Annotated in this window: 18 protein-coding genes; 9 read left to right on the top strand and 9 right to left on the bottom strand. The window is 68.5% G+C overall.

The features are described 5' to 3' along the window. The first annotated feature begins 40 nt into the window (after window positions 1–40). Window positions 41–1,144: a DUF3667 domain-containing protein gene (locus AC4GYY_RS00515; protein WP_491117771.1), complete on the top strand. Its 1,104-nt coding sequence runs from the start codon at window positions 41–43 to the stop codon at window positions 1,142–1,144. 117 nt (window positions 1,145–1,261) lie between these two features. Here the strand turns inward: AC4GYY_RS00515 and ppdK are convergent, their stop codons facing one another. The 3 genes from ppdK to AC4GYY_RS00500 all read right to left on the bottom strand — a co-directional run bounded on the left by ppdK (window position 1,262) and on the right by AC4GYY_RS00500 (window position 7,688). Next, window positions 1,262–3,946, bottom strand: a complete 2,685-nt coding sequence (ppdK, locus tag AC4GYY_RS00510) for a pyruvate, phosphate dikinase (protein ID WP_491117769.1) — start codon at window positions 3,944–3,946, stop codon at window positions 1,262–1,264. Between the two features lie 132 nt (window positions 3,947–4,078). Beyond that, window positions 4,079–6,589, bottom strand: a complete 2,511-nt coding sequence (gene glyS, locus AC4GYY_RS00505) for a glycine--tRNA ligase subunit beta (protein WP_491117767.1) — start codon at window positions 6,587–6,589, stop codon at window positions 4,079–4,081. A gap of 232 nt (window positions 6,590–6,821) precedes the next feature. Further along, on the bottom strand, window positions 6,822–7,688 hold the full coding sequence (locus AC4GYY_RS00500; RefSeq protein WP_491117765.1) for a glycine--tRNA ligase subunit alpha: 867 nt from the start codon (window positions 7,686–7,688) through the stop codon (window positions 6,822–6,824). Between the two features lie 67 nt (window positions 7,689–7,755). On the opposite strand from AC4GYY_RS00500, the gene AC4GYY_RS00495 reads away from it, so the two are divergent. The 3 genes from AC4GYY_RS00495 (at window position 7,756) to pth (ending at window position 10,025) form a co-directional block, all read left to right on the top strand. After that, window positions 7,756–8,649, top strand: a complete 894-nt coding sequence (locus tag AC4GYY_RS00495) for a TraB/GumN family protein (RefSeq protein WP_491117763.1) — start codon at window positions 7,756–7,758, stop codon at window positions 8,647–8,649. Window positions 8,650–8,762: 113 nt separating this feature from the next. Next, window positions 8,763–9,407 carry a 50S ribosomal protein L25/general stress protein Ctc gene (locus AC4GYY_RS00490; RefSeq protein ID WP_491117761.1) on the top strand — a complete coding sequence of 215 codons (645 nt, stop codon included), beginning with the start codon at window positions 8,763–8,765 and terminating at the stop codon, window positions 9,405–9,407. 45 nt (window positions 9,408–9,452) lie between these two features. Further along, window positions 9,453–10,025 carry an aminoacyl-tRNA hydrolase gene (pth, locus tag AC4GYY_RS00485; protein ID WP_491117759.1) on the top strand — a complete coding sequence of 191 codons (573 nt, stop codon included), beginning with the start codon at window positions 9,453–9,455 and terminating at the stop codon, window positions 10,023–10,025. A gap of 127 nt (window positions 10,026–10,152) precedes the next feature. Here pth and AC4GYY_RS00480 read toward each other — a convergent pair whose 3' ends face one another. Continuing rightward, the gene (locus AC4GYY_RS00480; protein ID WP_491117757.1) at window positions 10,153–12,414 is read right to left on the bottom strand and encodes a GH92 family glycosyl hydrolase; all 2,262 of its coding nucleotides are present in this window, start codon (window positions 12,412–12,414) and stop codon (window positions 10,153–10,155) included. 222 nt (window positions 12,415–12,636) lie between these two features. Between AC4GYY_RS00480 and AC4GYY_RS00475 the strand changes: the two genes are divergently transcribed. The 3 genes from AC4GYY_RS00475 to ychF all read left to right on the top strand — a co-directional run bounded on the left by AC4GYY_RS00475 (window position 12,637) and on the right by ychF (window position 16,200). Next, window positions 12,637–13,215 carry a TIGR02466 family protein gene (locus AC4GYY_RS00475; protein ID WP_491117755.1) on the top strand — a complete coding sequence of 193 codons (579 nt, stop codon included), beginning with the start codon at window positions 12,637–12,639 and terminating at the stop codon, window positions 13,213–13,215. A 140-nt stretch (window positions 13,216–13,355) separates the two neighbouring features. Continuing rightward, on the top strand, window positions 13,356–15,032 hold the full coding sequence (locus AC4GYY_RS00470; protein ID WP_491117753.1) for a hypothetical protein: 1,677 nt from the start codon (window positions 13,356–13,358) through the stop codon (window positions 15,030–15,032). A 70-nt stretch (window positions 15,033–15,102) separates the two neighbouring features. Continuing rightward, window positions 15,103–16,200: a redox-regulated ATPase YchF gene (gene ychF, locus AC4GYY_RS00465; protein ID WP_491117751.1), complete on the top strand. Its 1,098-nt coding sequence runs from the start codon at window positions 15,103–15,105 to the stop codon at window positions 16,198–16,200. 63 nt (window positions 16,201–16,263) lie between these two features. Here the strand turns inward: ychF and AC4GYY_RS00460 are convergent, their stop codons facing one another. Beyond that, window positions 16,264–18,174: a substrate-binding domain-containing protein gene (locus AC4GYY_RS00460; protein WP_491117749.1), complete on the bottom strand. Its 1,911-nt coding sequence runs from the start codon at window positions 18,172–18,174 to the stop codon at window positions 16,264–16,266. A 410-nt stretch (window positions 18,175–18,584) separates the two neighbouring features. Next, window positions 18,585–18,836 carry a hypothetical protein gene (locus tag AC4GYY_RS00455; protein ID WP_491117747.1) on the bottom strand — a complete coding sequence of 84 codons (252 nt, stop codon included), beginning with the start codon at window positions 18,834–18,836 and terminating at the stop codon, window positions 18,585–18,587. A gap of 72 nt (window positions 18,837–18,908) precedes the next feature. Between AC4GYY_RS00455 and AC4GYY_RS00450 the strand changes: the two genes are divergently transcribed. Both AC4GYY_RS00450 and AC4GYY_RS00445 read left to right on the top strand, forming a co-directional pair. Then, a complete protein-coding gene (locus AC4GYY_RS00450) occupies window positions 18,909–20,219 on the top strand; it encodes an alkaline phosphatase family protein (RefSeq protein ID WP_491117745.1) in 1,311 nt (436 codons plus the stop codon). A 9-nt stretch (window positions 20,220–20,228) separates the two neighbouring features. Further along, window positions 20,229–20,678 (top strand): MaoC family dehydratase, encoded by a 450-nt coding sequence (locus AC4GYY_RS00445; RefSeq protein ID WP_491117743.1) that lies wholly within the window; start codon window positions 20,229–20,231, stop codon window positions 20,676–20,678. On the opposite strand, the gene AC4GYY_RS00440 is transcribed toward AC4GYY_RS00445, so the two are convergent. The 3 genes from AC4GYY_RS00440 to AC4GYY_RS00430 form a co-directional block, all read right to left on the bottom strand. Next, a complete protein-coding gene (locus AC4GYY_RS00440) occupies window positions 20,675–21,340 on the bottom strand; it encodes a peptidase (RefSeq protein WP_491117741.1) in 666 nt (221 codons plus the stop codon). The genes AC4GYY_RS00445 and AC4GYY_RS00440 overlap by 4 nt on opposite strands. 174 nt (window positions 21,341–21,514) lie before the next feature. Beyond that, a complete protein-coding gene (locus tag AC4GYY_RS00435; protein ID WP_491117739.1) occupies window positions 21,515–22,045 on the bottom strand; it encodes an adenine phosphoribosyltransferase in 531 nt (176 codons plus the stop codon). Window positions 22,046–22,085: 40 nt separating this feature from the next. Beyond that, the gene (locus tag AC4GYY_RS00430; RefSeq protein WP_491117737.1) at window positions 22,086–22,949 is read right to left on the bottom strand and encodes a cytochrome c1; all 864 of its coding nucleotides are present in this window, start codon (window positions 22,947–22,949) and stop codon (window positions 22,086–22,088) included. Window positions 22,950–22,951: the final 2 nt, after the last annotated feature.

The raw sequence follows: 22,951 nt of genomic DNA, 5'->3' as shown, positions 1-22,951 counted from the left end.
CGCTTGAGCCGAACCGTTCCGGCGCGGTAACGTCCGCGCCATGACGGGGATCGAAGCCGCGGCGGACGCCGTGACCGGGGGATTGTTCGGGCGCGCCGTCGAGCCGGCGGCGGGCGAGGCGCATCATGCGGGCGCGCATCCTGTCCGATGCCTCAACTGCGGCACCGCGCTGATCGGCGAGCATTGCCACGCCTGCGGCCAGTCCGCACACGTCCACCGCACCGCCGGTGCGATCGGGCACGAGATCGCGCACGGCGTCTTCCACTTCGAAGGAAAGATGCCGCGGACCTTGCCGATGTTGGTCTTCCGCCCCGGCGAGCTGACCCGCCGCTACGTCGCCGGCGAGCGCGCGCGCTTCGTCTCGCCGCTCGCGATCTTCCTCTTTTCGGTGTTCCTGCTCTTCGCGATCGTCGCCAACCTCCCCGGCTGGCATCTCGGCGACAGCGATTTCCTCAAGCCCGGGTTCCAGAAGAGCCTCGTCGACACCCGCCTCAAGCTCACCCAACAACTGAAGGAGGCCGATGCCACCGTCGCCGATGCACGGCGCGAGATCGCGGAGGAACGCGCCGACGAGACACCCGACGCCGAGCGGATCGCCAGGCTCGAAAAGCGGATCGCCGCCACCACGGAGGCCCGGAGCGGCGTCGTCACCGCACTTAAGGTGCTGCCGTCGGGCGGTGCCGACGGCGTCGAGCACAAGTCGACCGGCTCCAACTGGTTCGAGCAGAAGTTCGAGCACGCCCGCGAGAATCCGCAACTCGTCCTCTACAAGATGAAGTCGAGCGCATACAAATACAGCTGGGCGCTGATCCCGCTCTCGGTCCCGTTCCTGTGGCTGCTCTTTCCGTTCAGCCGCCGCTTCGGCCTCTACGACCACGCCGTTTTCGCGACGTATTCGCTGAGCTTCATGTCGCTGCTCGCGATCACGCTGGCGGTGCTCGGTGCCGTCGGCGTCCCCTGGCCCTGGCTCGCCGTCGCCGGGACGATCGTCCCGATCGTCCATATCTACAAGCAGATGAAGGGCGCCTATTCGCTCGGCCGCTGGAGCGGACTGATCCGGACCGCGCTGCTGCTGACCTTCATCTTTTGGGTGATCGTCCCCGTGTTTGCGATCCTGCTGGTGTACTTCGGCGTGGCGGATTGACCGAGCGCTCATCCTGAGGAGGTCTTGAGCGCGTGTCGAAACACCGTTTCGAAGGCCCGCAGCGGGGCTCGAGACCGAGCCTTCGCCTACGCTCAGTCCCTCCTCAGCATGATCGGATCACCGCAACGCCGCCTGCGCCGCCGCCAGCCGCGCGATCGGCACGCGGTACGGCGACGCCGAGACGTAATCGAGCCCGACCTCCTCGCAGAAGGCGATCGACGCCGGATCGCCGCCATGCTCGCCGCAGATGCCCAGCTTAATGTCGGGCCGCGTCGCCCGCCCGCGCTCCGCTGCCAGCTTCACCAGCTCGCCGACCCCCTCGACGTCGAGGCTGACGAACGGATCGCGCGCATAGATCCCCTGCTCGACATACGCCCCCAGGAACCGCGCCGCATCGTCGCGCGACACGCCGAGCGTCGTCTGGGTCAGGTCGTTGGTCCCGAACGAGAAGAACTCGCCGACCTCGGCGATCTCGCCGGCGCGCAACGCGGCGCGTGGCAGCTCGATCATCGTGCCGACCAGATACTCCACCTCGCGCCCGCGCTCGGCGAACACGGCGACGGCCGCCCGGTCGACCACCGCCTTCATCAGCTCCAGCTCGCGCTTGGTCGCAACCAGCGGGATCATCACCTCGGGGATCGGCGCCGCGCCGCTCTTCTCCGCCACGTCGATCGCTGCCTCGAAGATCGCGCGCGCCTGCATTTCGTAGATCTCAGGGTAGGTCACCCCCAGCCGGCAGCCGCGATGCCCCAGCATCGGGTTGAACTCGTGAAGCTCCGCCGCGCGCCGCTTGAGCACCTCGACATCGACCCCTGCCGCCGCCGCGACCTCGGCGAACTCGGCCTCCTCGTGCGGCAGGAATTCGTGCAAGGGCGGATCGAGCAGCCGGATCGTTACCGGCAGCCCCGCCATCACCTCGAAGATCGCCGCGAAGTCGCTGCGCTGTTCGGGCAGCAGCTTGTCGAGCGCCGCGCGCCGCCCCTTCTCGTCCGACGCGAGGATCATCTGCCGCACCGCGGTGATCCGCGCCGCATCGAAGAACATATGCTCGGTCCGACACAGCCCGACGCCCTCCGCGCCGAAGTCGCGCGCCGTCCGGCAATCGTTCGGCGTCTCGGCGTTGGCGCGCACCTTCAGCCGCCGCACCGCATCGGCCCAGACCATTAAAGTCCCGAAATCGCCCGCCAACTCGGGGAGGATCGTCGCGACCTCGCCCGCCATCACCTCGCCGGTCGCGCCGTCGATCGTCAGCGTCTCGCCCTCGCGGACCTCCCGCCCGCCCACGCGCATCACCTTGTCCTTCGCCGAGATCGACAGCGATCCGGCCCCCGACACGCACGGCCGCCCCATCCCGCGCGCGACGACCGCGGCGTGCGAGGTCATCCCGCCTCGCGCCGTCAGAATGCCCTTCGCCGCATGCATCCCGTGGATGTCCTCGGGCGAGGTCTCGGTCCGCACCAGGATCACCGCCTTGCCGTCCGCCGCCCAGCGCTCCGCGGTATCCGCGTCGAACACCGCTGCGCCTGACGCCGCCCCCGGCGAGGCCGGCAGCCCCTTGGTCAGCACGTCGCGCTTGGCGTTCGGATCGAGCGTCGGGTGGAGCAATTGATCGAGCGCCGACGGATCGACCCGCGCGATCGCCTCCTCGCGCGTGATCAGCCCCTCCTCCGCCATGTCGACCGCGATCTTGAGCGCCGCCTTGGCGGTGCGCTTGCCGCTGCGGGTCTGGAGCATCCACAATGTGCCGCGCTCGACCGTGAACTCGATGTCCTGCATGTCGCGGTAGTGCGTCTCGAGCCGGTCGAACACCGCCGCCAGCTCGGTATAGACCTCCGGCAGCGCCTCCTCCATCGACGCCGCCTTCGCCCCCGCCGCCTCGCGTGCGGCGAGCGTCAGGTACTGGGGCGTGCGGATGCCCGCGACGACGTCTTCGCCCTGCGCGTTGATCAGGAACTCGCCGTAATACGCCCGGTCGCCCTTCGCCGGATCCCGCGTGAAGGCCACCCCCGTCGCCGAGGTCTCGCCCATGTTGCCGAACACCATCGCCTGGACGTTGACCGCCGTGCCCCAGCTCGCCGGGATGTCGTTGAGCCGGCGATAGACCTTCGCCCGCTCCGACTGCCACGATCCGAACACCGCCCCGATCGCGCCCCACAGCTGATCGTGGACGTCCTGCGGGAAGGGCTTGCCCCACTCCTTCTCGACGATGGACTTGTACTCGGTGACCAAAGCCCGCAGGTGATCCGCCGACAGCTCGGTATCGAGCGTGAAGCCGTTGTCTTCCTTCGCGATCTCCAGCGCTTCCTCGAACGCGCCGTGATCGAGCTCGAGCACCACGTCCGAATACATCTGGATGAAGCGACGATAGCTGTCCCAGGCGAAGCGATCGTCGCCCGAGCCCTTGGCCAGGCCCTCGACCGTCGCGTCGTTGAGCCCGAGGTTGAGGACGGTGTCCATCATCCCCGGCATCGACACCCGCGCGCCAGACCGCACCGACACGAGCTGCGGATCGGCCGCATCGCCGAAGGCCTTCCCCGTCACCGCCTCGATATGCGCGATCCCCGCAGCGACCTCGGCCCTAAGGCTCTCCGGGAAGCGCTCGCCCTCGTCATAGTAACGCGCGCACATCTGGGTCGAGATGGTGAATCCCGGTGGCACCGGCAGCCCGATCGACGCCATCTCGGCCAGGTTCGCGCCCTTGCCGCCGAGCAGGGTCTTGTCCCCCGCGCCCCCGTCCGAGACGCCGCCGCCGAAGCGATAGACGTAGCGAGCCTTGCCCTCGGTCCCGGGTGCGGTCGCCATCGTCAAATCTCCTCGCATACGTATGCTGTTGCGCCGCAACACACCGGCAGGGCGTGGATTGCAAGCCCCTCCCCAGCCCCGTTCGTCCCGAGCGAAGTCGAGGGACTTGGCTCGGGACGAACGGGGATGCGGCTACCCTTCGATCTTGGAGAAGTCGGCGACGCTATGCACCGCATCCCGCACCCGCGCGAGCAACGCGAGCCGCCGCGCGCGCTTGGCCGGATCGGGATCGTTGACCGTCACGGACTCGAAGAACGCATCGATGGGCGCCCGCAGCGTGGCGAGTGCCGCCATCGCGGCTTCGAACTCCTCCCGCGCGACGGCATCGGCGGCCGCCGGCTCGGCAGCATCGAGCGCGGCAAGGAGGGCGGACTCGGCGGGTTCGAACCTCTCGTCACCCAGGCCCGGTGCCGGAGCCTGCGGAGCCGCAGGCGACATCGCTTGAGGATCGGCAGGCCCCGGCACAAGGCCGGGGTTTCGGCTTGCCTCAAACCCCTCCTTCTTCAGGATATTCGCCGCCCGCTTATACCCGCTGAGCAGATTCGCCCCATCCTCGGTCCCGACGAACGACTGCAACGCCCGCACCCGCGCGAGCAGCCGAACGAGATCGTCCTCCCCGCCGAGCGCGAACACCGCATCGATTAGATCGTGCCGGACGCCGGCTTCACGCTGCTGAACCTTGAGCCGGTCGGCGAAGAAGTCGATCAGGGACGCTCGCTGCTCGTTTAGTGAGACGAAGACAGGCCATTGGCCTATATGATCGGCCTCGCTGTAGCGTCGGCCTAGCTCTACATCATCCAATACAAATGCGATCTCGCGATCGTACCAATCAGTCGATTCGGCGGAAATGGGCTGAAAAATATAGTGCTCAACAGCGTATGTCTTGTCGGCCACGGACTCTTGGATGACGCGCCGAGCGTATCCCACCGCTCTCAAGTCAAAGAGCTCGGCAGTCCCTTCGCTCCGAAGCCGATCTTCTCTCGTCGACTCGTGCTGAAACGACTCAGTGATCCCGTACGATACGCAGTGGATTAACCATGCATGGATCGCGGCAGCCAGAGGCAGCCGAACTGCGCTCTCGTTCAGAATGCGGATAGACGAGATTGCAGCACGACGGAGCGCGTAGGGATCGCGCGAACCGCTCGGCTTTTCCAGCGCCGCAAAGAAGCTGAACAACGTATCCAGCTTATCCGCCAGCGACACCGCCACCGTCACCGGCGCGGTCGGCACCTCGTCCCCCTGCCCGACCGGCTTGTAGTGATCGCGGATCGCCGCGGCGACCTCGGGCGCCTCGCCCTGCGCGGCGGCGTAATAGCCGCCCATCAGCCCCTGGAGCTCGGGGAACTCGCCGACCATTCCGGTGACGAGGTCCGCCTTCGCGAGGCGGGTCGCGCGTTCGGCCATGTCCGCCAGCCCGTTCGTGTCGAGCGAAGTCGAGACACCTTGCGATGCGCTCGCCACCTGTCCCTCGACTTCGCTCGGGACGAACGGGGGGGTGGCGCTCCCGGAGGGAGTCGAATCCCTGACGACCCCGCTCTCCACCAGCCACCGCGCGAGCTTGGCGACGCGCTCCACCTTGTCCGCGACCGTGCCGAGCTTCTCGTGAAAAACGATCTTCGAAAGCTTGTCCGCCTGCTCCTCCAGCGGCACCTTCAGGTCCGTCTCGTAGAAGAACCGCGCATCGGAGAGCCGCGCGGCGAGCACCTTCCGGTTCCCCTCGACGATCTTCGCGCCACCGTCGCTCGCCGCGATATTGGCGGTGCAGACGAAGGCATTCGCCAGCCGTTCCTCCGCGTCCCGGCACACGAAATACTTCTGGTTCACCCGCGCGGTCAGCTGGATCACCTCGGGCGGCACGTCGAGGAAGGCTTCGTCGAATCGCCCCAGCAGCGGCACCGGCCATTCGGTCAGCCCCGCATTCTCCGCGACCAGCCCCTCGTCCTCGACCAGCGCCAGCCCGGCCTCCGCCGCCAGCGCCGACGCCCGCGCCCGGACGATCCCCGCCCGCTCGTCCTGATCGACGATGACATGGCACGCGCGCAATTTCTCGACGTAATCCGCCGCCGAGCCGATCGTGATCGCGCCGGGATGGTGGAAGCGATGCCCGACGGTGACGGCCCCGCTCACCACACCGGCGATCTCCACCGGCACGACATCCTCGCCGAACAGCGCGACGATCCCCTGCAACGGCCGCACCCAGCGCAAGCTCTCGGTCGAGGCCGACGCTGTCCCCCAGCGCATCGACTTGGGCCAGGGAAACGCCCGGATCACCGCCGGGATCGCCTCCGCCAGCACCTCGGCGGTGGCGCGGCCCGCGCGTTCGGTCACCGCGAACAGCACCCCGTCCCGCTCGACCAGTTGCTCGCGCGTCAGCCCCGTCTTGCGCAGGAACCCCGCCAGCGCCTGCTCCGGCGCGGAGACCTTAGGCCCCTTCACCTCTTCGGAGACGGCCTCGGTCGCGTCGGGCAACCCCCGCGCGATCAACGCCAGCCGCCGCGGCGTCGCGTACGTCACCGTCTCGGCGGCGGCGAGCCCCGCCTTCGCCAGCTCCCCCGCGAACAGCTTCGCCAGGCTCTCCCGAGCCCCCGCCTGCATCCGCGCGGGAATCTCCTCGGAGCGGAGTTCGAGGAGGAAATCGGTCATGCGCTGCGACTCGAAGAAGGAAGAAGAGGTTTCGCGCGAAGGGCGCGAAGGAAAGAAGAGCGCGATGAAGAAGAGAGATGATGCCTGCGGCGCCTCTCCCTCCCGAGCGCTTCAGCGCTCTCGATCCTCACGACGCGAGGGTTCACCACGCCCGCTCGGAAGGACTTGCTCTTCGCGTCCTTATTTCCTTCGCGATCTTCGCGCGAAACCCCTTCTTCAACCCCGCGAGCCGTCACGCCGCCCACCCGTGCTTGTCCATCCACGCCGCGCACGCGCCCTTCGCCAGGTCGCGGACCCGCCCGATATACGCCTGCCGCTCCGCCACCGAGATCACGCCGCGCGCCTGCAACAGATTGAACGTGTGCGACGCCTTGATCGCCTGCTCGTAGGCCGGGATCGGCAAGCCCCGCGCGAGCGAGTTCTCGCACTCCGCCGCCGCCTTGCGGAACAGGTCGAACAGCGCGTCGGTATCCGCCACCTCGAAGTTCCACGCGCTCATCTCGCGCTCGTTCTCGAGGAACACGTCGCCATAAGAAACGCCCGCGTCGTTGAACGCGAGATCATAAACGTTGTCGACATCCTGGATATACATCGCCAGCCGCTCCAACCCATAGGTCAGCTCGCCCGCGACCGGCTTCATGTCGAAGCCGCCCATCTGCTGGAAATAGGTGAACTGCGTCACCTCCATCCCGTCGCACCAGACTTCCCAGCCCAGCCCCCAGGCGCCCAGCGTCGGCGATTCCCAATCGTCCTCGACGAAGCGGATGTCGTGGACGCTCATGTCGACGCCGATGGCGGCCAAAGAGCCGAGATACAGCTCCTGCAGATCGGGCGGCGAGGGCTTCAGGATCACCTGATACTGGTAATAATGCTGGAGCCGGTTGGGGTTCTCGCCGTAGCGCCCATCCGTGGGCCGGCGGCACGGCTGGACGAAGGCGGCGTTCCACGCATTCGGACCCAGCGCGCGCAAGGTCGTCGCCGGATGAAAGGTCCCCGCCCCCATCTCCATGTCGTACGGCTGGAGGATCACGCACCCGCGCTCCGACCAATAATGATGGAGGCGGAGGATCATCGCCTGGAAGCTGAGAGGCTCGCTCATGGCGACGCCGCTTAGAGGGCGCGCAGCCGGGCTGGCAAGCCGACGCGCGTGGGTCTAGGCGCGGACGATGCTCCGCTATGCCATCGCCCTCGCCGCGCTCGCCCCCCTCCCGGCTTGCGCCCAGCAAGCCGCGCCCGCCCCAAAGACCGCGCAGGACGCCGATCCCGCGCTGTGGGAGATCAAGGACGCGGACACCACCATCTATCTTTTCGGCACGATCCACGTCCTGAAGCCAGGCCTCACCTGGTTCGACGAGGCGGTGAAGACCGCATTCGACACGTCCGACACGTTGGTCACCGAAATCATCGCCCCTGACGCCGCGACGATGCAGGCGCTCGTCGCGCGGGTCGGCGCCGTTCCCGACGGCCCGACGCTGACCGAGCAGCTCCCCGCCGACAAGCGCGCCGCCTATACCGCCGCGCTCGGCGCGCTCCAAATGCCCGCCGCCGCGCTCGACCACATGAAGCCTTGGCTCGCGGCGGTCACGCTCTCGGTCGCGCCGCTCCGCGACATGGGTTTCAGCGACGACAACGGACCCGAGACGATCCTCGCCCAGGCCGCCGCGCAGGAGCACAAGCAGACCGAAGCGCTCGAGACCGCCGAGCAGCAATTCGCCTATTTCAACAGCCTGTCGCAGCCCGCGCAGCTGACCTTCCTCACCTCGACTCTGGACGAGTTGCCCAAGCTGCGCGCGACGATGCAGACGATGGTCGACGATTGGGCGCACGGTGATCCCGACGCGCTCGCCAGGGAGATGAACGACAGCCTCAAGGACTCGCCGGAAGTCGCGCAGAAGCTGCTGTTCCAGCGCAACAAGAACTGGGCGGCTTGGATCTCCGAGCGGATGAAGCGCCCCGGCACGGTGTTCATCGCGGTGGGTGCGGGCCACCTCGCGGGGACCGGCAGCGTCCAAGAACAACTCGCCGCCTACAAGCTGAAGGCGGTCCGGGTGAAGTACTGAACGCCCCAGGATTGATTTTCCCCACCTTCCCCGCTAGGCCACCGCGCTTCCGCGCCATGGTCATCCCTGGAGGCGTGTCGCGGATTGTACACCAACGTTTCGGAGATACCCGCATGAGCGACACCCTGACGCTCGCGGCCGAGACGCGTGAGCAGGTTGGCAAGGGAGCCTCCCGTTCGCTGCGTCGTCAAGGCCGCGTCCCCGCCGTGATCTATGGCCAGAACAAGGATCCCCTCGCGATCCACCTCGAAGAAAAGGCGCTGACCAAGGCGCTGGCCAGCGGCCACTTCTTCACCACCGTCGTGTCGGTCGCGGGCGAGCGGACCGTGCCCAAGGACGTCCATTTCCACCCGGTCAGCGATCGTCCGCTCCACGTCGATTTCCTGCGCGTCGGCGAGCATACCGCGATCACCGTGTCGGTCCCCGTGGTGTTCACCGACGAGGATGAGTCGGCCTATCTGAAGCAGGGCGGCGTCCTCAACGTCGTCCAGCACGAGGTCGAGCTGGTCTGCGACGCGGCGTCGATTCCGTCGGAGATCACGATCTCGCTCAAGGGCCGCGACGTCGGCGATTCGATCCACATCTCCGACGTGACCCTGCCGCAGGGCGCCAAGGCGTCGATCGACGACCGGGACTTCACGATCGCGACGATCGTGCCGCCGACCGTGCCGACCGCCGCCGACGACGCGCTCGAGGCCGAGGTCGCCGAGACCCAGGCCGCCGAGAGCGCGGCCGAGGACGAGCCGAAGGCCGAGTGACGGACATCCCTCTCCTCCGCGCGCGGAGGAGAGGGAGTTCATCCTATGACGCAACTCTGGGTCGGACTCGGCAATCCGGGCGCACAATATGCGCTCCACCGCCACAACGTCGGTTTCATGGCGGTCGACGCGATCGCCGCCGTCCATGGCTTCGCGCCCGCGCAGAAGAAGTTCCAGGGCTGGCTCCAGGAGGGACGGCTCGGGAGCCACAAGATCCTGCTGCTCAAGCCCGCGACCTTCATGAACGACAGCGGCCGCAGCGTCGGCGAGGCAATGCGCTTCTACAAGCTCGAGCCGGCGGCGCTCACCGTCTTCCACGACGAGCTCGATCTCGCGGCGATGAAGGTCAAGGTCCGCGTGGGCGGCGGCCTCGCCGGCCACAACGGCCTGCGCTCGATCGACCAGCATCTCGGCCCCGACTTCCGCCGCGTCCGCATCGGCATCGGTCATCCCGGCCATAAGGACCGCGTCACCGGCCACGTCCTCGGCAACTACGCCAAGGCCGAGATGGACCCGCTCGCCGACCTCCTCGACGCGATCGCGGCGGAGTCCCCGCGGCTGGCCGACGGCGACGACGCGCGCTTCATGAACGAGGTCGCGCTGAGGCTGCAGGACTGAATCAAATCCTCCCCGTTCACGGGGAGGTGGCAGCCGAAGGCTGACGGAGGGGGCTCTCCACGAGCGACACGGAGGAGGAGAGCCCCCTCCGGCGCACCGCGCCACCTCCCCGAAAGCAGGGAGGCTCTCAGCGTCCCATCGAATACGGTCGCGCCCTCTCCCCCGCCCCCCACGCCCTATTCGGCTCGGCCGCCATCACGAACCGCAGCTCGCCCCCGCGCCGCACCTCGTCGTCAGCGATCCACACGCGCTCCAGCGGCCTTCCGTTGAGGAACACCGCCCCGACGAACGGATGCGCATCGTCCAGTCCATCCGCGACGACGGTGAACCGCTTGCCCGCGGCCGGCCGCAGCACCGCCCGCGACACGAAGGGCCGTCCAAACACATATTGGTTGGATCCCGGCGCGACCGGGTAGAAGCCCATCGCCGTGAACACGAGCCACGCCGACATTTGACCGAGATCGTCGTTGCCGGAAAGCCCCTTGGACGTATCGTCATACTGCGACTGGACGATCTGGCTCAGCCGCGCCTGCGTCTTCCACGGCGCGCCGGCGAAGTCGTAGAGATAGGCGACGTGATGCGACGGCTCGTTGCCGTGGATATATTGCCCGATCATCCCCGAGATATCCTCGGCGTGACTGTAGTCGAGCTTGGACGTGTCGAAGTCGAACATCGCGTCGAGCTTCCTCACCGCCGCCGCGTCGCCGCCGAGCAGGCGGAACAGCCCCGCCTGATCCTGCGGCGCGAACCACGAATATTGCCAGGCATTCCCCTCGGTATAGTCCGAGCCGTAGTTGATCGCGGTCGGATCGAACGGGCTCCGGAAGCTTCCATCGGCCTTCCTTGCCCGCACGAACCCTGTCTTGACGTCGAACGTGTTGCGCCAGTTCGCCGCGCGCTTGTCGAACTCGGCGGCGACATCGAGACGCCCCATCGCCCGCGCCATCCGGGCGATCGACCAGTCGTCATACGCATATTCGACCGTCTTCGAGGCCGCCTCCGGCTCGCGGTCGATCGGCACGAAGCCGAGCTTCATGTAATCGCCGAGCCCGCCATAGGGCGCGTAGCGCGCGCTCGCGATCATCGCGTCCAGCGCCGCGTCGGCATCGAATCCGCGGATGCCCTTGAGGTAAGCATCGGCGATCACCGGGGCGGCGTGGTAGCCGATCATCGTCCACGTCTCGCGCCCCTGAAACTGCCACACCGGCAGGATGCCGTTGGGGCTCACCTGCTGCGACGCGACCAGCGACTGCACGATCTCGGAATTGACCTTCGCCGGCTGCACCAAGGTCAGCAGCGGATGCTCCGCCCGGAACGTGTCCCATAGCGACAAGGTCGAGCGGAAGGTGAAGCCATCCGCCTTATGGACCTGATCGTCCGGCCCCCGCCACCGCCCGTCCGCATCCCCCGCCACCGACGGCGCGAGCAGCGCGTGATAGAGCGCGGTCGACACCATCCGCTTCATCCGCGCCGGCGCGTCGATCTCCAGTGCCCCCAGCGCCTCACCCCACGCAGACGCCGTCTTCGCGCGCACCTGATCGAACCCGCCCGGCTCGCTCTCCAGATTTCCGATCGCTCCGGCCTCGTCGACCGACGAGATCGCAACCTTCATCTCCAGCGGCGCGCTCAGCCGCCCGAAATCGAGCCGCGCCACCAGCGCCTTGCCCGCGGCATCGATCCCGCCCGCCGGCCCCTTGAATCCCTTGTACGGCACTTCCCCCTCGGTGCTGACGAAGCCATGCCCCGTCAGCGGCGCGGAAAAGCGCATCGCGAAGAACAGCTTTCTCCCCGGCGCCCATCCCCGCGTCTCGCGCGCGCCGGTCAGCGTACCGTCGGCGCGCAACCGCAGCGACGACCACAGCACTTTCCCCGGATAATTGTAGAGCGACGAGCGCAGGTCGAGCAGCAGATGCGCGGCATCGCCGGGGCGGAAGGTGTAGCGATGCACCCCCACCCGCACCCCCGCGGTCATCTCCGCGCGCACATGCGCATCGTCGAGCGTGACGGCGTAATAGCCCGGCGTTGCCACCTCGCTCGCGTGGGCGAACCGCGAGCGATAGCCCGAAGGCTCCAGCGGCACTTGGTTTCCCGCCAGCGGCATCACGAGGAAGTCGCCGAGATCGCTATGCCCCGCGCCCGAGAAATGCGTGTGGCTGAACCCCTGGATCGTCGGGTCGTCGTACCGATAGCCCGCCGCGTGGCCGTAGCAGGCGCGGATCACGCAGCTCGTGTCGGTGTCGGGCGATAGCTGCACCATCCCGAACGGCGCCACCGCGCCGGGAAAGGTATGTCCCTCGCCGCCCGTACCGATGAACGGATCGACCTCGGTGGGTCCGGCGATCGCAGGGGCGGAGAGGAGGAGCGTGGCGGCGAGAAGGCGGCGGAGCATGGCCGGCACCCTAAGCCGCCCGAACCGGAAAGAAAGCCAAGCGATCGGAGGACATGCCTCCCCTGCAAGAGGAGGTGGCGCAGCGCCGGAGGGGTGTCCCCGCTTGTGACGATACGCTCCCTCACAACCGGTGACACCCCTCCGTCAGCCTTCGACTGCCACCTCCCCTTGCAGGAGAGGCAAGACATTGACGCGGCTTCACCCTTCTCCCACGCCGACCCCATGTCCATCGTGCCGCTCTTCCCCACCCTCTTCTACACCGGCGACCTCGCCGACCCCGCCCTCCTCGCCGAGTGCGCCGACGCCTGCCGAGACATCGCCGCCGAGGACCGCGCCGGCCAGCGCTGGTCGAAGGCGCACGCCTACCGCGGCTACACCTCCTACGCCTCGCTCGACGACCTGCCCCGGCGCGATCCCCGTTTCGCCGATCTCGCCAGGAAGCTCGACCGTCACGCCGCCGCCTTCGCGAATGAGGCCGGGTTCGAAATGGCGAAGAAACCCAAGCTCGACAGCCTGTGGATCAACATCCTCAAACCCGGCGGCGCGCATTCGGGTCACATCCACCCGCACAGCATCATCAGCGGCACGGTCTACCTCGCCGTCCCGCCCGGCTCGGGCGCGCTCCGCCTTGAAGACCCGCGTCTCGGCCTGATGATGGCCGCTCCCGGCCGCGCCGGCACCTTCCACTATGCCGAGCCACGCGAGGGAAGCGTCTTCCTCTGGGAAAGCTGGCTCCGCCACGAAGTCATGCCCAATACGGCCAAGAGCGACCGGATCAGCGTCAGCTTCAACTATCGGTGACGCCCGTTCGACACGAACGGCGGCGGTCCATTGAACCTGCGTTCCGACCCGCGCGTTGCCCGCGCCAAGATGAACGGCCGTCTCAGCACGGGTTCACACGATCTCCGCCACGAGGAACCGAAATGGAGAAGGAACACGCCATGAAGCTCTGGACCCGCCTGGCCTGTGCCAGCGCGCTCGCGCTCGCCGCCGCCGGCTGCAACCGCACTCCCGAGACGACCGGCGGCAACGCGCAGGCGCAGATGGCACTGCCCGCGCTTCCCGCGACCCTCCCGCTAGAGCCGGGCGCCGCGACCGAGATCGCGCCTGCGCCCTCCGCCTCCGACCTGCCCGACGCGCCGCCGCTCAAGCTCGCGCGCGTCGCGGACCAGAGCCAGGCCTACGGTTACGCCGACGCAGCCTACACCTATGACGAGGCGCTCGGCGACGCCCCGCCCGACTATGGTTTCGACTATGGCGGCACCGATCCCTGGGCGTGGCAGGGCTACGACGATTCGCTGATGGTCGCCGAGCCGATCGACGACGGCTATCGCTATTACTACTATCGCCCCGGTGCGGACGAGCCGTATTTCGTCCGCGATCCCTTCTATTCCTACGGCTACGCGGACGGGCTGCTCGCGGTCGTCTACGGCGCCGACGGCGGCATCGTGCCCTATTCGGACTACGGCCCACGGCTGATCTACGCCTCACGCTATTACGCGCGTGGTCGCGATCTGTGGGGCGCGTCGCGGCGCGCGCAGCGCCGCCCGGTGATCGCCGCCAACTGGCTGCGTCAGCGCCCGGTGATCGCCGCCTCGCGCGAGCGCTGGGGGGCGGGCCGCGCGCATCAGCCCGCGTGGCAACGCTATTACGAGAGCAATCGCCCGCGCCAGATCGCGTACTGGAGCGCCGAGCAGGTCCGCCGACAGGCCGATGCGCGCCGCTTCGACGGCTGGCGCCAGCAGGGCTTTCGCTCCCCCCCGCCGCCGCGCGCGATCCCGGTCGCGTGGGAGAAGGCGAAATGGGCGAAGGACGACCGCCGCTACCGCCCCGCCGCCGAGGCGCTCAGGAGCCGCGACGATCGCCCGCAGACCGGCCAGCGCGACCCCCGGCAGGACCGGCAGGACGACCGCCAGCAACAGGCGCAGCGCGACCAGCGTCAGGCCGAACGCGCGCAGGCCCAGCGCCAGGCCCAAGGAGACCGGCTCGCCCGCGATCCGAATCGCGATCAGCGCCGCGAGCAGGCGCAGGCCGACGGCCGCGCCGGACAGCAGAACCCGCAGCGTGAGGTCCGCCAGGCCGAGCGAGTGCAAGCCCAGCAGGCTCGGCAAGGCGGCGACCGGCAGGCCGAGCGGCAACGGCAGCAAGCCCAGCAGCAGCGCGACGCACAGCAGGCTCAGCGTCAGCAACAGCAGCGCGAGGCTCGTCAGGCGCAGCAGCGGACCGCGCAGCAGGTGGACCGGCGCCAGCAGCAACAGGCCGAACGCGCGCAGCGACAGCAGGCCGCACCGGCCCAACGCCGCGACGCCCAGCAGGCCGACCGCCGCGAGCAGCAGCAGGCGGCGCGTCAGCAGCAGGTGGAGGCTCGACAGGCCGAGCAGGCCGAACGTCAGCACGCGCAACAGGCGCAGCGTCAGCAGGCGCAGCAGGCCGCCCGTCAGCAGCAGCAGGCTCAGCGCCAGCAGGAGCAACAGGCACAGCGTCAGCAGACGCAGCAAGCCGAGCGCCAGCAGCAGCAGCAGGCCCGCCAGCGCGAGCAGCAGCAAGCCCAGCGTCAGCAGGCTCAGCAGCAGCGGCAGGAGCGACGCGAGAGCCGCGGCGGCCACGGCCCGAACTGACCGCCGCGGACTGGCGCTCGGAAGCGGGAACCCCTAACGCCTCCCGCTTCCACCTCACCAAGGATCGATCATGGGGTTCCGCTGCGGCATCGTGGGCCTGCCCAACGTCGGCAAGTCCACTCTCTTCAACGCGCTGACCGAGACGGCCGCGGCGCAGGCGGCGAACTATCCGTTCTGTACGATCGAGCCCAACGTCGGCAACGTCGGCGTTCCCGATCCGCGTCTCCAGACGCTCGCCGAGATCGCGAAGTCGCAGAAGATCATCGAGACCCAGCTCGCCTTCGTCGACATCGCCGGCCTCGTCCGCGGCGCATCGAAGGGCGAGGGGCTCGGCAACCAGTTCCTCGGCAACATCCGCGAGGTCGACGCGATCGTTCACGTCCTGCGCTGCTTCGAGGAAGGCGACGTCACCCACGTCGAGGGCCGCGTCGATCCGATCGCCGATGCCGACACGGTCGAGACCGAGCTGATGCTCTCCGATCTCGAAAGCCTCGAGAAGCGCGTCCCCAATCTCGTCAAGAAAGGTCAGCAGGGCGACAAGGAGGCCAAGGCCGCCGCCGCCGTGCTGGGCCGCGCGCTCGACCTGCTCCGCGACGGCAAGCCCGCCCGCCTCACCGAACCCAAGGACGCCGACGAGGCGCGCCATCTCGCCCAGGCGCAGCTCCTCACCGCCAAGCCCGTCCTCTACGTGTGTAACGTCGACGAGGGCGACGCCGCCAGGGGCAATGCCCATTCCGCGCGCGTGTTCGAGAAGGCCAGGGCGGAAGGCGCCGAGGCGGTCGTCGTCTCCGCCGCGATCGAGGCCGAGATCGCGACCATGCCGCCTGCGGACCGCGGCGAGTTCCTGTCCGAACTCGGGCTGGAGGAGACCGGCCTCGCCCGCGTCATCCGCGCCGGCTACGCTTTGCTCCATCTCCTCACCTTCTTCACCGTCGGCCCAAAGGAAGCGCGCGCCTGGACGGTCCACGCCGGCGCCACCGCGCCCGAGGCCGCGGGCGAGATCCACACCGACTTCGAAAAGGGCTTCATCCGCGCCGAGACGATCGCCTACGACGATTTCGTCGCGCTTGGCGGCGAAGCCCGCGCACGCGAGGCCGGCAAGCTGCGCGCCGAGGGCAAGGGCTATGTCGTGCAGGACGGCGACGTCATGCACTTCCTCCACAGCTGAAGTCGAAAAGAAGGCGGCCCCGAATCGCTTCGGGGCCGCGTCCTGATTGGCCGGTCGGGGCGCTCAGGCGCCCTTGCCGGGGGTGCAGTCCGGGTTCGGCTTCGAGTCCGCGATCTTCTTCTTCGGCAGCTTGTCCTGGATCCACAGGTTCCGCGTGCCCAGCGTGGTCGTGTCCTTGACCAGGAAGGTGTTGTTGATCGCGGTCAGCCACGCGGTGGGCATCGGCCCGATGTTGACCTGCGCGAGCAGACCCAACGCCGCGGCCTTGGTTCCCGTGAGCAGACTGGTCGAAACGGGGCTTCCGCTCGCGTCCTTGGTCACGCGGCCGGTGTTGAGCGACAGGAATTCGACCAGGGCCGCGCGCGTCGCGTCGTCGGCGTAGCAGGTGTAGCCGAGGAACTGCGCCGTGCCGGTGATCGGATAGCCGAACTTGGGCAGCGCCAGGTTGTTGGCCGGGTCCGAATAGAGGACGCTGGTCCAGTGCAGCGGGTTGGCGCGGTCGACCGTGACCACGCCCGGCTGCCCGTCGCGGCGCGGCCCCGTCCGCGTGTCGGACGGATCGTACTTGCCGCTCGCGCTGGTCGTCTGCGGCGGCAGCGTCGTCTTGCCGAACGCCAGCAGGCCGTTCGCGGCGGTCGGCCCGGCGTAGGTCTTGCCCGAACCGTTGACCTGCAACGCCGCGCTGAACAGCGTCGAACCCACGGCCGGCTTCACGAAATCGGATCCGATATAGCCGATCTTGCCGTTGAGGACGATCGTCTGATCCGCGGCCGGGTCGGGCTGGTAGTTGATCGCGTCGCGGATCCCCGAATTGCCGTCCGCCACCATGAACAGGCCCGGCTTCTCGGTCCCCTGCGTCGTGTCGATCCGCGCCGGGTTGCTGCCCGATGCGCGGACGAACACCGCGCCGCTCAGCGACTGGACGGTGCCCGCGAAATCGGTCGCCGGACGGCCCGGATAATAGCGGGTGTCGCCGCGGAACGAGCGCAGGTCGATGGTGCTGGTCGGATCGAAGGGCAGCGCCTCCGAGTTCTTGTCGAACTTGTTGACGGCGACGCCCGACTGGCCGTCGCACGCCGCGGCGAGATGGCGGGTGAAGACGTCGGTCGTGCCCGCGCCGTCGAGGCGCCCGACGAGCCGGATCGGCGCGCCGTCGCTGGCCCAGCGGCTGTTCGGGTCCTTGGGGTCCTTGAGCGACTTGTTCTTGCCGGTGTCGGCAAAGACCTTGTCGTTGAAGTTCGTGATGTAGCCGTTGAAGATCTGGCAATAGGTGTTGCGCGACAGATGCAGGCCGCCGGTCGGATTGCCGCTGTCGTCCGTGGTGACGTAGGCCGGATTGACCTGCAGCGTCAGGTCGATCACGCCGTTTTCGCCGTCCCGGTAGCGCGCATAGACCGGGTTATAGGCGATGGCGATCGGCAGCACGTAGAGCGGGAACTGGATCGGCGGTCCCGCGCGGTTCGTCGGGCTGTTCGCGCCGCCGTCATACGCCAGCAGGTCGCTCGCCGCCACCGGTGCGGGCGAGATCGCATAGTCCAGATTGGTCCAGGTCCCGAACGGGTTGATCAGGCCGGGCGAGCCGTCGAGCTGGTTGACGAAGGCGCGCCACCACGTCCGTCCGGTGCCGGCGCCGATGCCGATATACTTGCCCTCGACGTTCGGCTGGATCTCCTGGAGGTTGCAGTCGAAATCCGGCGACTTGTCGGTCGGGTTCGCCTGGACGAACTTGCCCTCGGGCACCGCAGCGACCGTTCCGTTGCCGCTTCCGCCCGGGTTTAGATTGTCGGTGTTGCCGGGCGCGTGGCTGCCGGGATTGCCGTTGCAGTTGAGCGACTGGACCAGGACGGTCTGGATTCCGTTCCCACCCGCGCCGCGGAGTTCCGCCGCGGGATAGGCGAACTGCGCCTGCGCGATCGTCGGAACCGTCCCCGCCACGATCGTCGCGGCGAGCAGCTGAGCCTTCAGCGTCTTCATATCAAGCCTTTCCCTGTATCGTGGAGCTGGGGCGCCGCCTCGGCTCCGGGCCAAAACAGACGGCCCGATCCGCAGGCGGATCGGCGTCTCCGATCTTCAAGAGAGGGCTTGTCTCAGGAGCGCGCGCTCCGCCGCACGCTGGTACAAAAACGCTTCACTCCCCCCGCCCCGCGACCTTCCGGTTCTTCCCCCCCCCCCGAATCCATACTATCTTGAGGGATGTAGATTGCTAGGCCGGGTCTCGCCGCGCATCAACCATAATCTGTGACGCTGGCGGACTCGTCCGCGAGCGCCCGCTCACGTCGCACACCGAGAGCCGTGCCGAAGCAGCCATGATCTGTCGCGATCTGGCCGGGGGAGTACGCCGTCGCGCCAGTGCGCCGCGGCCGGCCGCCAGACCGGAGCCCTCCTCAACGCCCGGTTTCGTTCACCACCGGCTCGTCGAGTACGTTGCCATACGGAGCGCGCTTGGGATCGCCTGACCCATCGCGCGCCGCCATCCAGCTCGGCGTCTTGCCGGGTGCTGGCGTGATCGCCGTCACCGGAGTCCTGGGCACCGGCCCGGTCGGCCTGGGTGCAGGGGCCTGCGCGCCGGTGTCGTTCCCAGACTGGCCACCCGAACAGGCGGCGAGCAGGAGGAGAGCGGGGACGGTGGCGCGCATGGCGTCGGAAAGCGCCAGCGAGGCCGCGGTTCCGCGTGGCGGCGTCCGCCGGGCGGGTGTAGGGCGGGTCGCATGATCCGCGCTCTCGTGCTCGCCGCGCTTACCACTCTCGCCGGCTGCGCCTATCCCTACACCCCGCCTGCACTCCCGGCGGTCACCGCGCCTGCCCCTTGGACCGTCAGCGCGCCAAGCACTGTCGCGGAAACGCGGGCGCCCGTCACGATCCTGGTTTCGATCGACGGCTTCCGTCCCGACTATCTCGACCGCGGCGTCACCCCCAACCTCTCTCGGCTCGCGGCCGCCGGGGTGACGGCGGCGATGCGGCCGTCCTTCCCCAGCGTCACCTTCCCGAATCACTGGACCCTCGTCACCGGTCTGCGCCCCGACCGCAACGGCATCGTCGGCAACCGGATGGAAGACCCCGCTCGGCCGGGCGAGACCTTCACGATGGCGAGCGACGATCCCTTCTGGTGGAGCCAAAGCACGCCCGTGTGGGTGGATGCCGAGAACGCCGGCATCCGCACCGCCACGATGTTCTGGCCCGGCGCGAACGTCGCGGTCGGCGGCGCGCTCGTCCCCAACTCGCACGGCCGCATCGACGGCGGCGTTCGGCCCGAGGATTGGCAACAGTTCAACCAGCAGGTCAGCGGGACGCAGCGGGTGAACACCGTCCTCGACTGGCTTCGTCGCCCCGCGGCCATCCGGCCGAAATTCGTCACCCTCTACTTCGACACGGTGGACGGCGCCGGTCACAACTTCGGCCCCGACGACGCGCGCACCACCGCGGCGGTGTCCGACGTCGACGGGAAGATCGGCGATCTGGTCGCCGGCCTCGCCGCGCTGGGGCAGCCCGCCAACCTGGTCATCGTCGCCGATCACGGCATGGCCGCGACCAGCGGCGACCGCGTCATCGCGCTCGACACGATCGCCGACCCCAAGCTGTTCAAGACCGTCGAGACCGGGCCCTACGCCGCCCTCAACGCCACCCCCGGCAACGCCGCCACGCTCGAGGCGACGCTGCTCGCCCCCCATCCGCACCTCCGATGCTGGCGCAAGGCCGAGATTCCCGCACGGCTGCATTACGGTCGCAACCCGCGCGTCCCGAACTATCTGTGTCTCGCCGACGTCGGCTGGCTGGTGCTCGACACCAGGCCGGGCGAGCCGCGGCTCGGCGGCATGCACGGCTACGACAATGACGCCCCGGAGATGCGCGCCCTCTTCATCGCGCATGGCCCCGCCTTCGCCAGGGGCAAGCGCCTTTCGACCTTCGACAATGTCGACATCGCCCCGTTGCTGCGCGACCTCCTCGGTCTCCCGGCCGCCGCGGGACTCGACGGCGACGACACGCCCTTTCGCCGCGTGATGGCGCGGACCCGACGCTAGGAGAGCCGGATGCAATATTTCGAGGACGTCGAGATCGGTGTCGTCCACCGCTTCGGCCGCTACGAGGTCACTCGCGAGGAGGTGATGGCCTTCGCCGCGAAATACGATCCCCAGCCGTTCCATCTCGACGACGAGGCCGCCGCCGCCACCCATTTCGGTCGGCTCTCGGCCAGCGGCTGGCACACCTGCGCGATGACGATGGCGATGATCGTCGCCAATCTGAAGGAGAATGCGCAGGCGGGGCTCGGCTCGCCCGGCGTGGACGAGTTGCGCTGGCTCCGACCGGTCTACCCCGGGGACGTGCTCCGCTGCGAGAGCGAGACGATCGAGAAGCGGGTGTCGCGCAACCGGCCCGAGATGGGGATCACCAAGGGCCGGCTCACGGTGTTCAACCAGGACGACGTCGCGGTCATGACCATGGTCTCGAACGGCCTGATCGCGACGCGCCCGGCGGGCTAGCCGCCGCGGCCCGGGCGCGGCGCGGGCCGCGAAACCCCGCTCCGCCCGCCGAACGCCCGCTGCGGCGGACGCGCGCCCGGCCCGATGTCGCGACGGTTGCGGCGGTCCAGCTGCCGACCCTCCTGCCGGTAATCCTGCCTCAGGTCCTGGCGCGCGTCCTGGCGGCGATCCTGATATTGCTGCCGGTTGATCTCGCCGCCGCGATAGTCCTGCCGGGCGTCACGCACGTCGCCACGATAGTCCCGCTGATCCTGGCGCACGTCGCGGCGGAAGCCCTGCCAATTGTTCCGGATCTGCCCGCGATCCTGGCGGCAGGTCGGGCCCGAGCAGTTGCGGAGGTAATTGCTGTAGCGTCCCTGCCAATAACGCTGCTGCGCGCCGTTCCAGCGGTGCGGGCGGCGGTACCGGTCATAGACGTAGATCCCGGTGCCGGGATAATAATAGTCCCCGTACCACCCATAGTATGAGCCGTAGCCCGCGCCGTAGAAGCCGTCCCCGTAATAGCCGTCACCATAGCCGTAGCCGTAGCCGTCGTCATAGCCGCCATAATAGCCGTCACTGGCGTAGCCGACGCCGCCATAGCCGTAACCGTCCGTGCAGGCGCCCAGGCCCAGGGCGGAGCCGAGCGCGAGACCGCCCAGCGCGAGTGTCTTCAAAGTCATGGATCGATCTCCCGTACGTCGGGCGCGGCAAAGAACGCGCCGCCGCTCACCGTGAAACGTGCACGGGTGATAGGCGTTCCGGCGTGAACGGGGGATGAGCGGACGGGCGGTGGGGATGTCGCCGGGCGATCGACTGGCGAGCCCATCCAGGACGACGCCCTGCGCCCTCGACCCTCAATGGCCCTCGAAGGCGAACAGCGATGCGACCGCCACGCCGTCCGCCCGCAGCGCCTCGGCACCGCCGAGCTCGGGCAGGTCGACGACGAACTGTGCCTGGATGACCTCGGCCCCCGCCTTGCGGAGCAGCCGCACCGCGGCGCGGGCGGTGCCCCCGGTTGCGATCAGGTCGTCGACCAGCAGCACCCGCGTCCCGGCAGCGCAGGCGTCGGCGTGCATCGCGATCCGGTCGGTCCCGTATTCGAGCGCATAATCCTCGGCGATCGTCGCCCCGGGGAGCTTGCCGTCCTTGCGGATGAGGAGGCACCCTGCGCCGAGCGGGATTGCCAAAGCGGCGGCGAACAGGAAGCCGCGCGCCTCGATCCCGGCGACCAGATCGACCGGGCCGTCCACCGCCGCCGCCATGCGCTCGACGGTGGCGCGCAGACCGTCGGCAGACAGCAGCAGCGTCGTGATGTCTCGAAACTGGATCCCGGCCTTCGGGAAGTCCGGGATGGTCCGGATCAGCGCCTTGAGATCGTCGTTCATGCAAGGCCCCTCCCGCGCCCGGCACGGGAGCGGGACCGGATCAATGCGCCTCGCCGCGCCACACGTTCTTGTACGCGCCCCAGGCGAGAAGGATGAACCCCAGCAGGAACACCACCGCCGCGAACCCGGCCTGGTGACGCGCCTCGAGGTTGGGCTCCGCGGTCCAGGTCAGGAAGGCGGCGACATCGCGCGCCATCTGATCCTTGGTCGCCTTGGTGCCGTCGGCATAGCCGACCTGCCCGTCGCTGGTCAGCGGCGGCGGCATGGCGATGTTGAGGTTCGCGTACACCGGGTTGAAGTAGAGCCCGTCCGGCGTCTTCGCGTCCGGGTGCAGCTTCAGCAGCTCCTCCCCCTTCGCGTTCTTATATCCTTCCTGATCGCGGTAGCCGAGCAGCAGCGCGTGGATATAGTCGGGTCCGCCCTCGCGCGCCTTCGCCATCAGCGACAGGTCGGGCGGCAGCGCGTTGTTGTTGGCGGCGCGCGCAGCGGTCTCGTTCGCGAACGCCCAGGGGAAATGATCGGAGGGCACGTTCTTGCGCGTCGCCGGCTCGCCGGTGTCGGCATTGATCGACGGCTGCTCGATCGACCATTGGTTGGCGATCGCCTTCACCTCGGCGTCCGAATAGCCGATCTTCGTCAGATCGCGGAAGTGGACGTACTTGAGGCTGTGACAGGCCGAGCAGACCTCCTTGTAGACCTGGAAGCCGCGCTGGACCTGCCGGCGATCGAACTTGCCGAACAGCCCCTCGGACGGAAGCCCGGCGCTTTCCGCCTCGACGTGGAACAGGTGCGCCGCGGACTCGGGCGCCGGGTCGGTCACCGCGGTCTTCACCGTGGTGAACAGCGCGAAGGCGAGCGCGGCGACGAACACCGCGCCGACCAGGGATGCAATCAGACGAACCATTG

The organism is Sphingomonas sp. SP6 (genome assembly GCF_058313435.1).
Note: the sequence above shows the minus strand (reverse complement) of the source record. Positions and strands in the feature narration are given on the sequence as shown.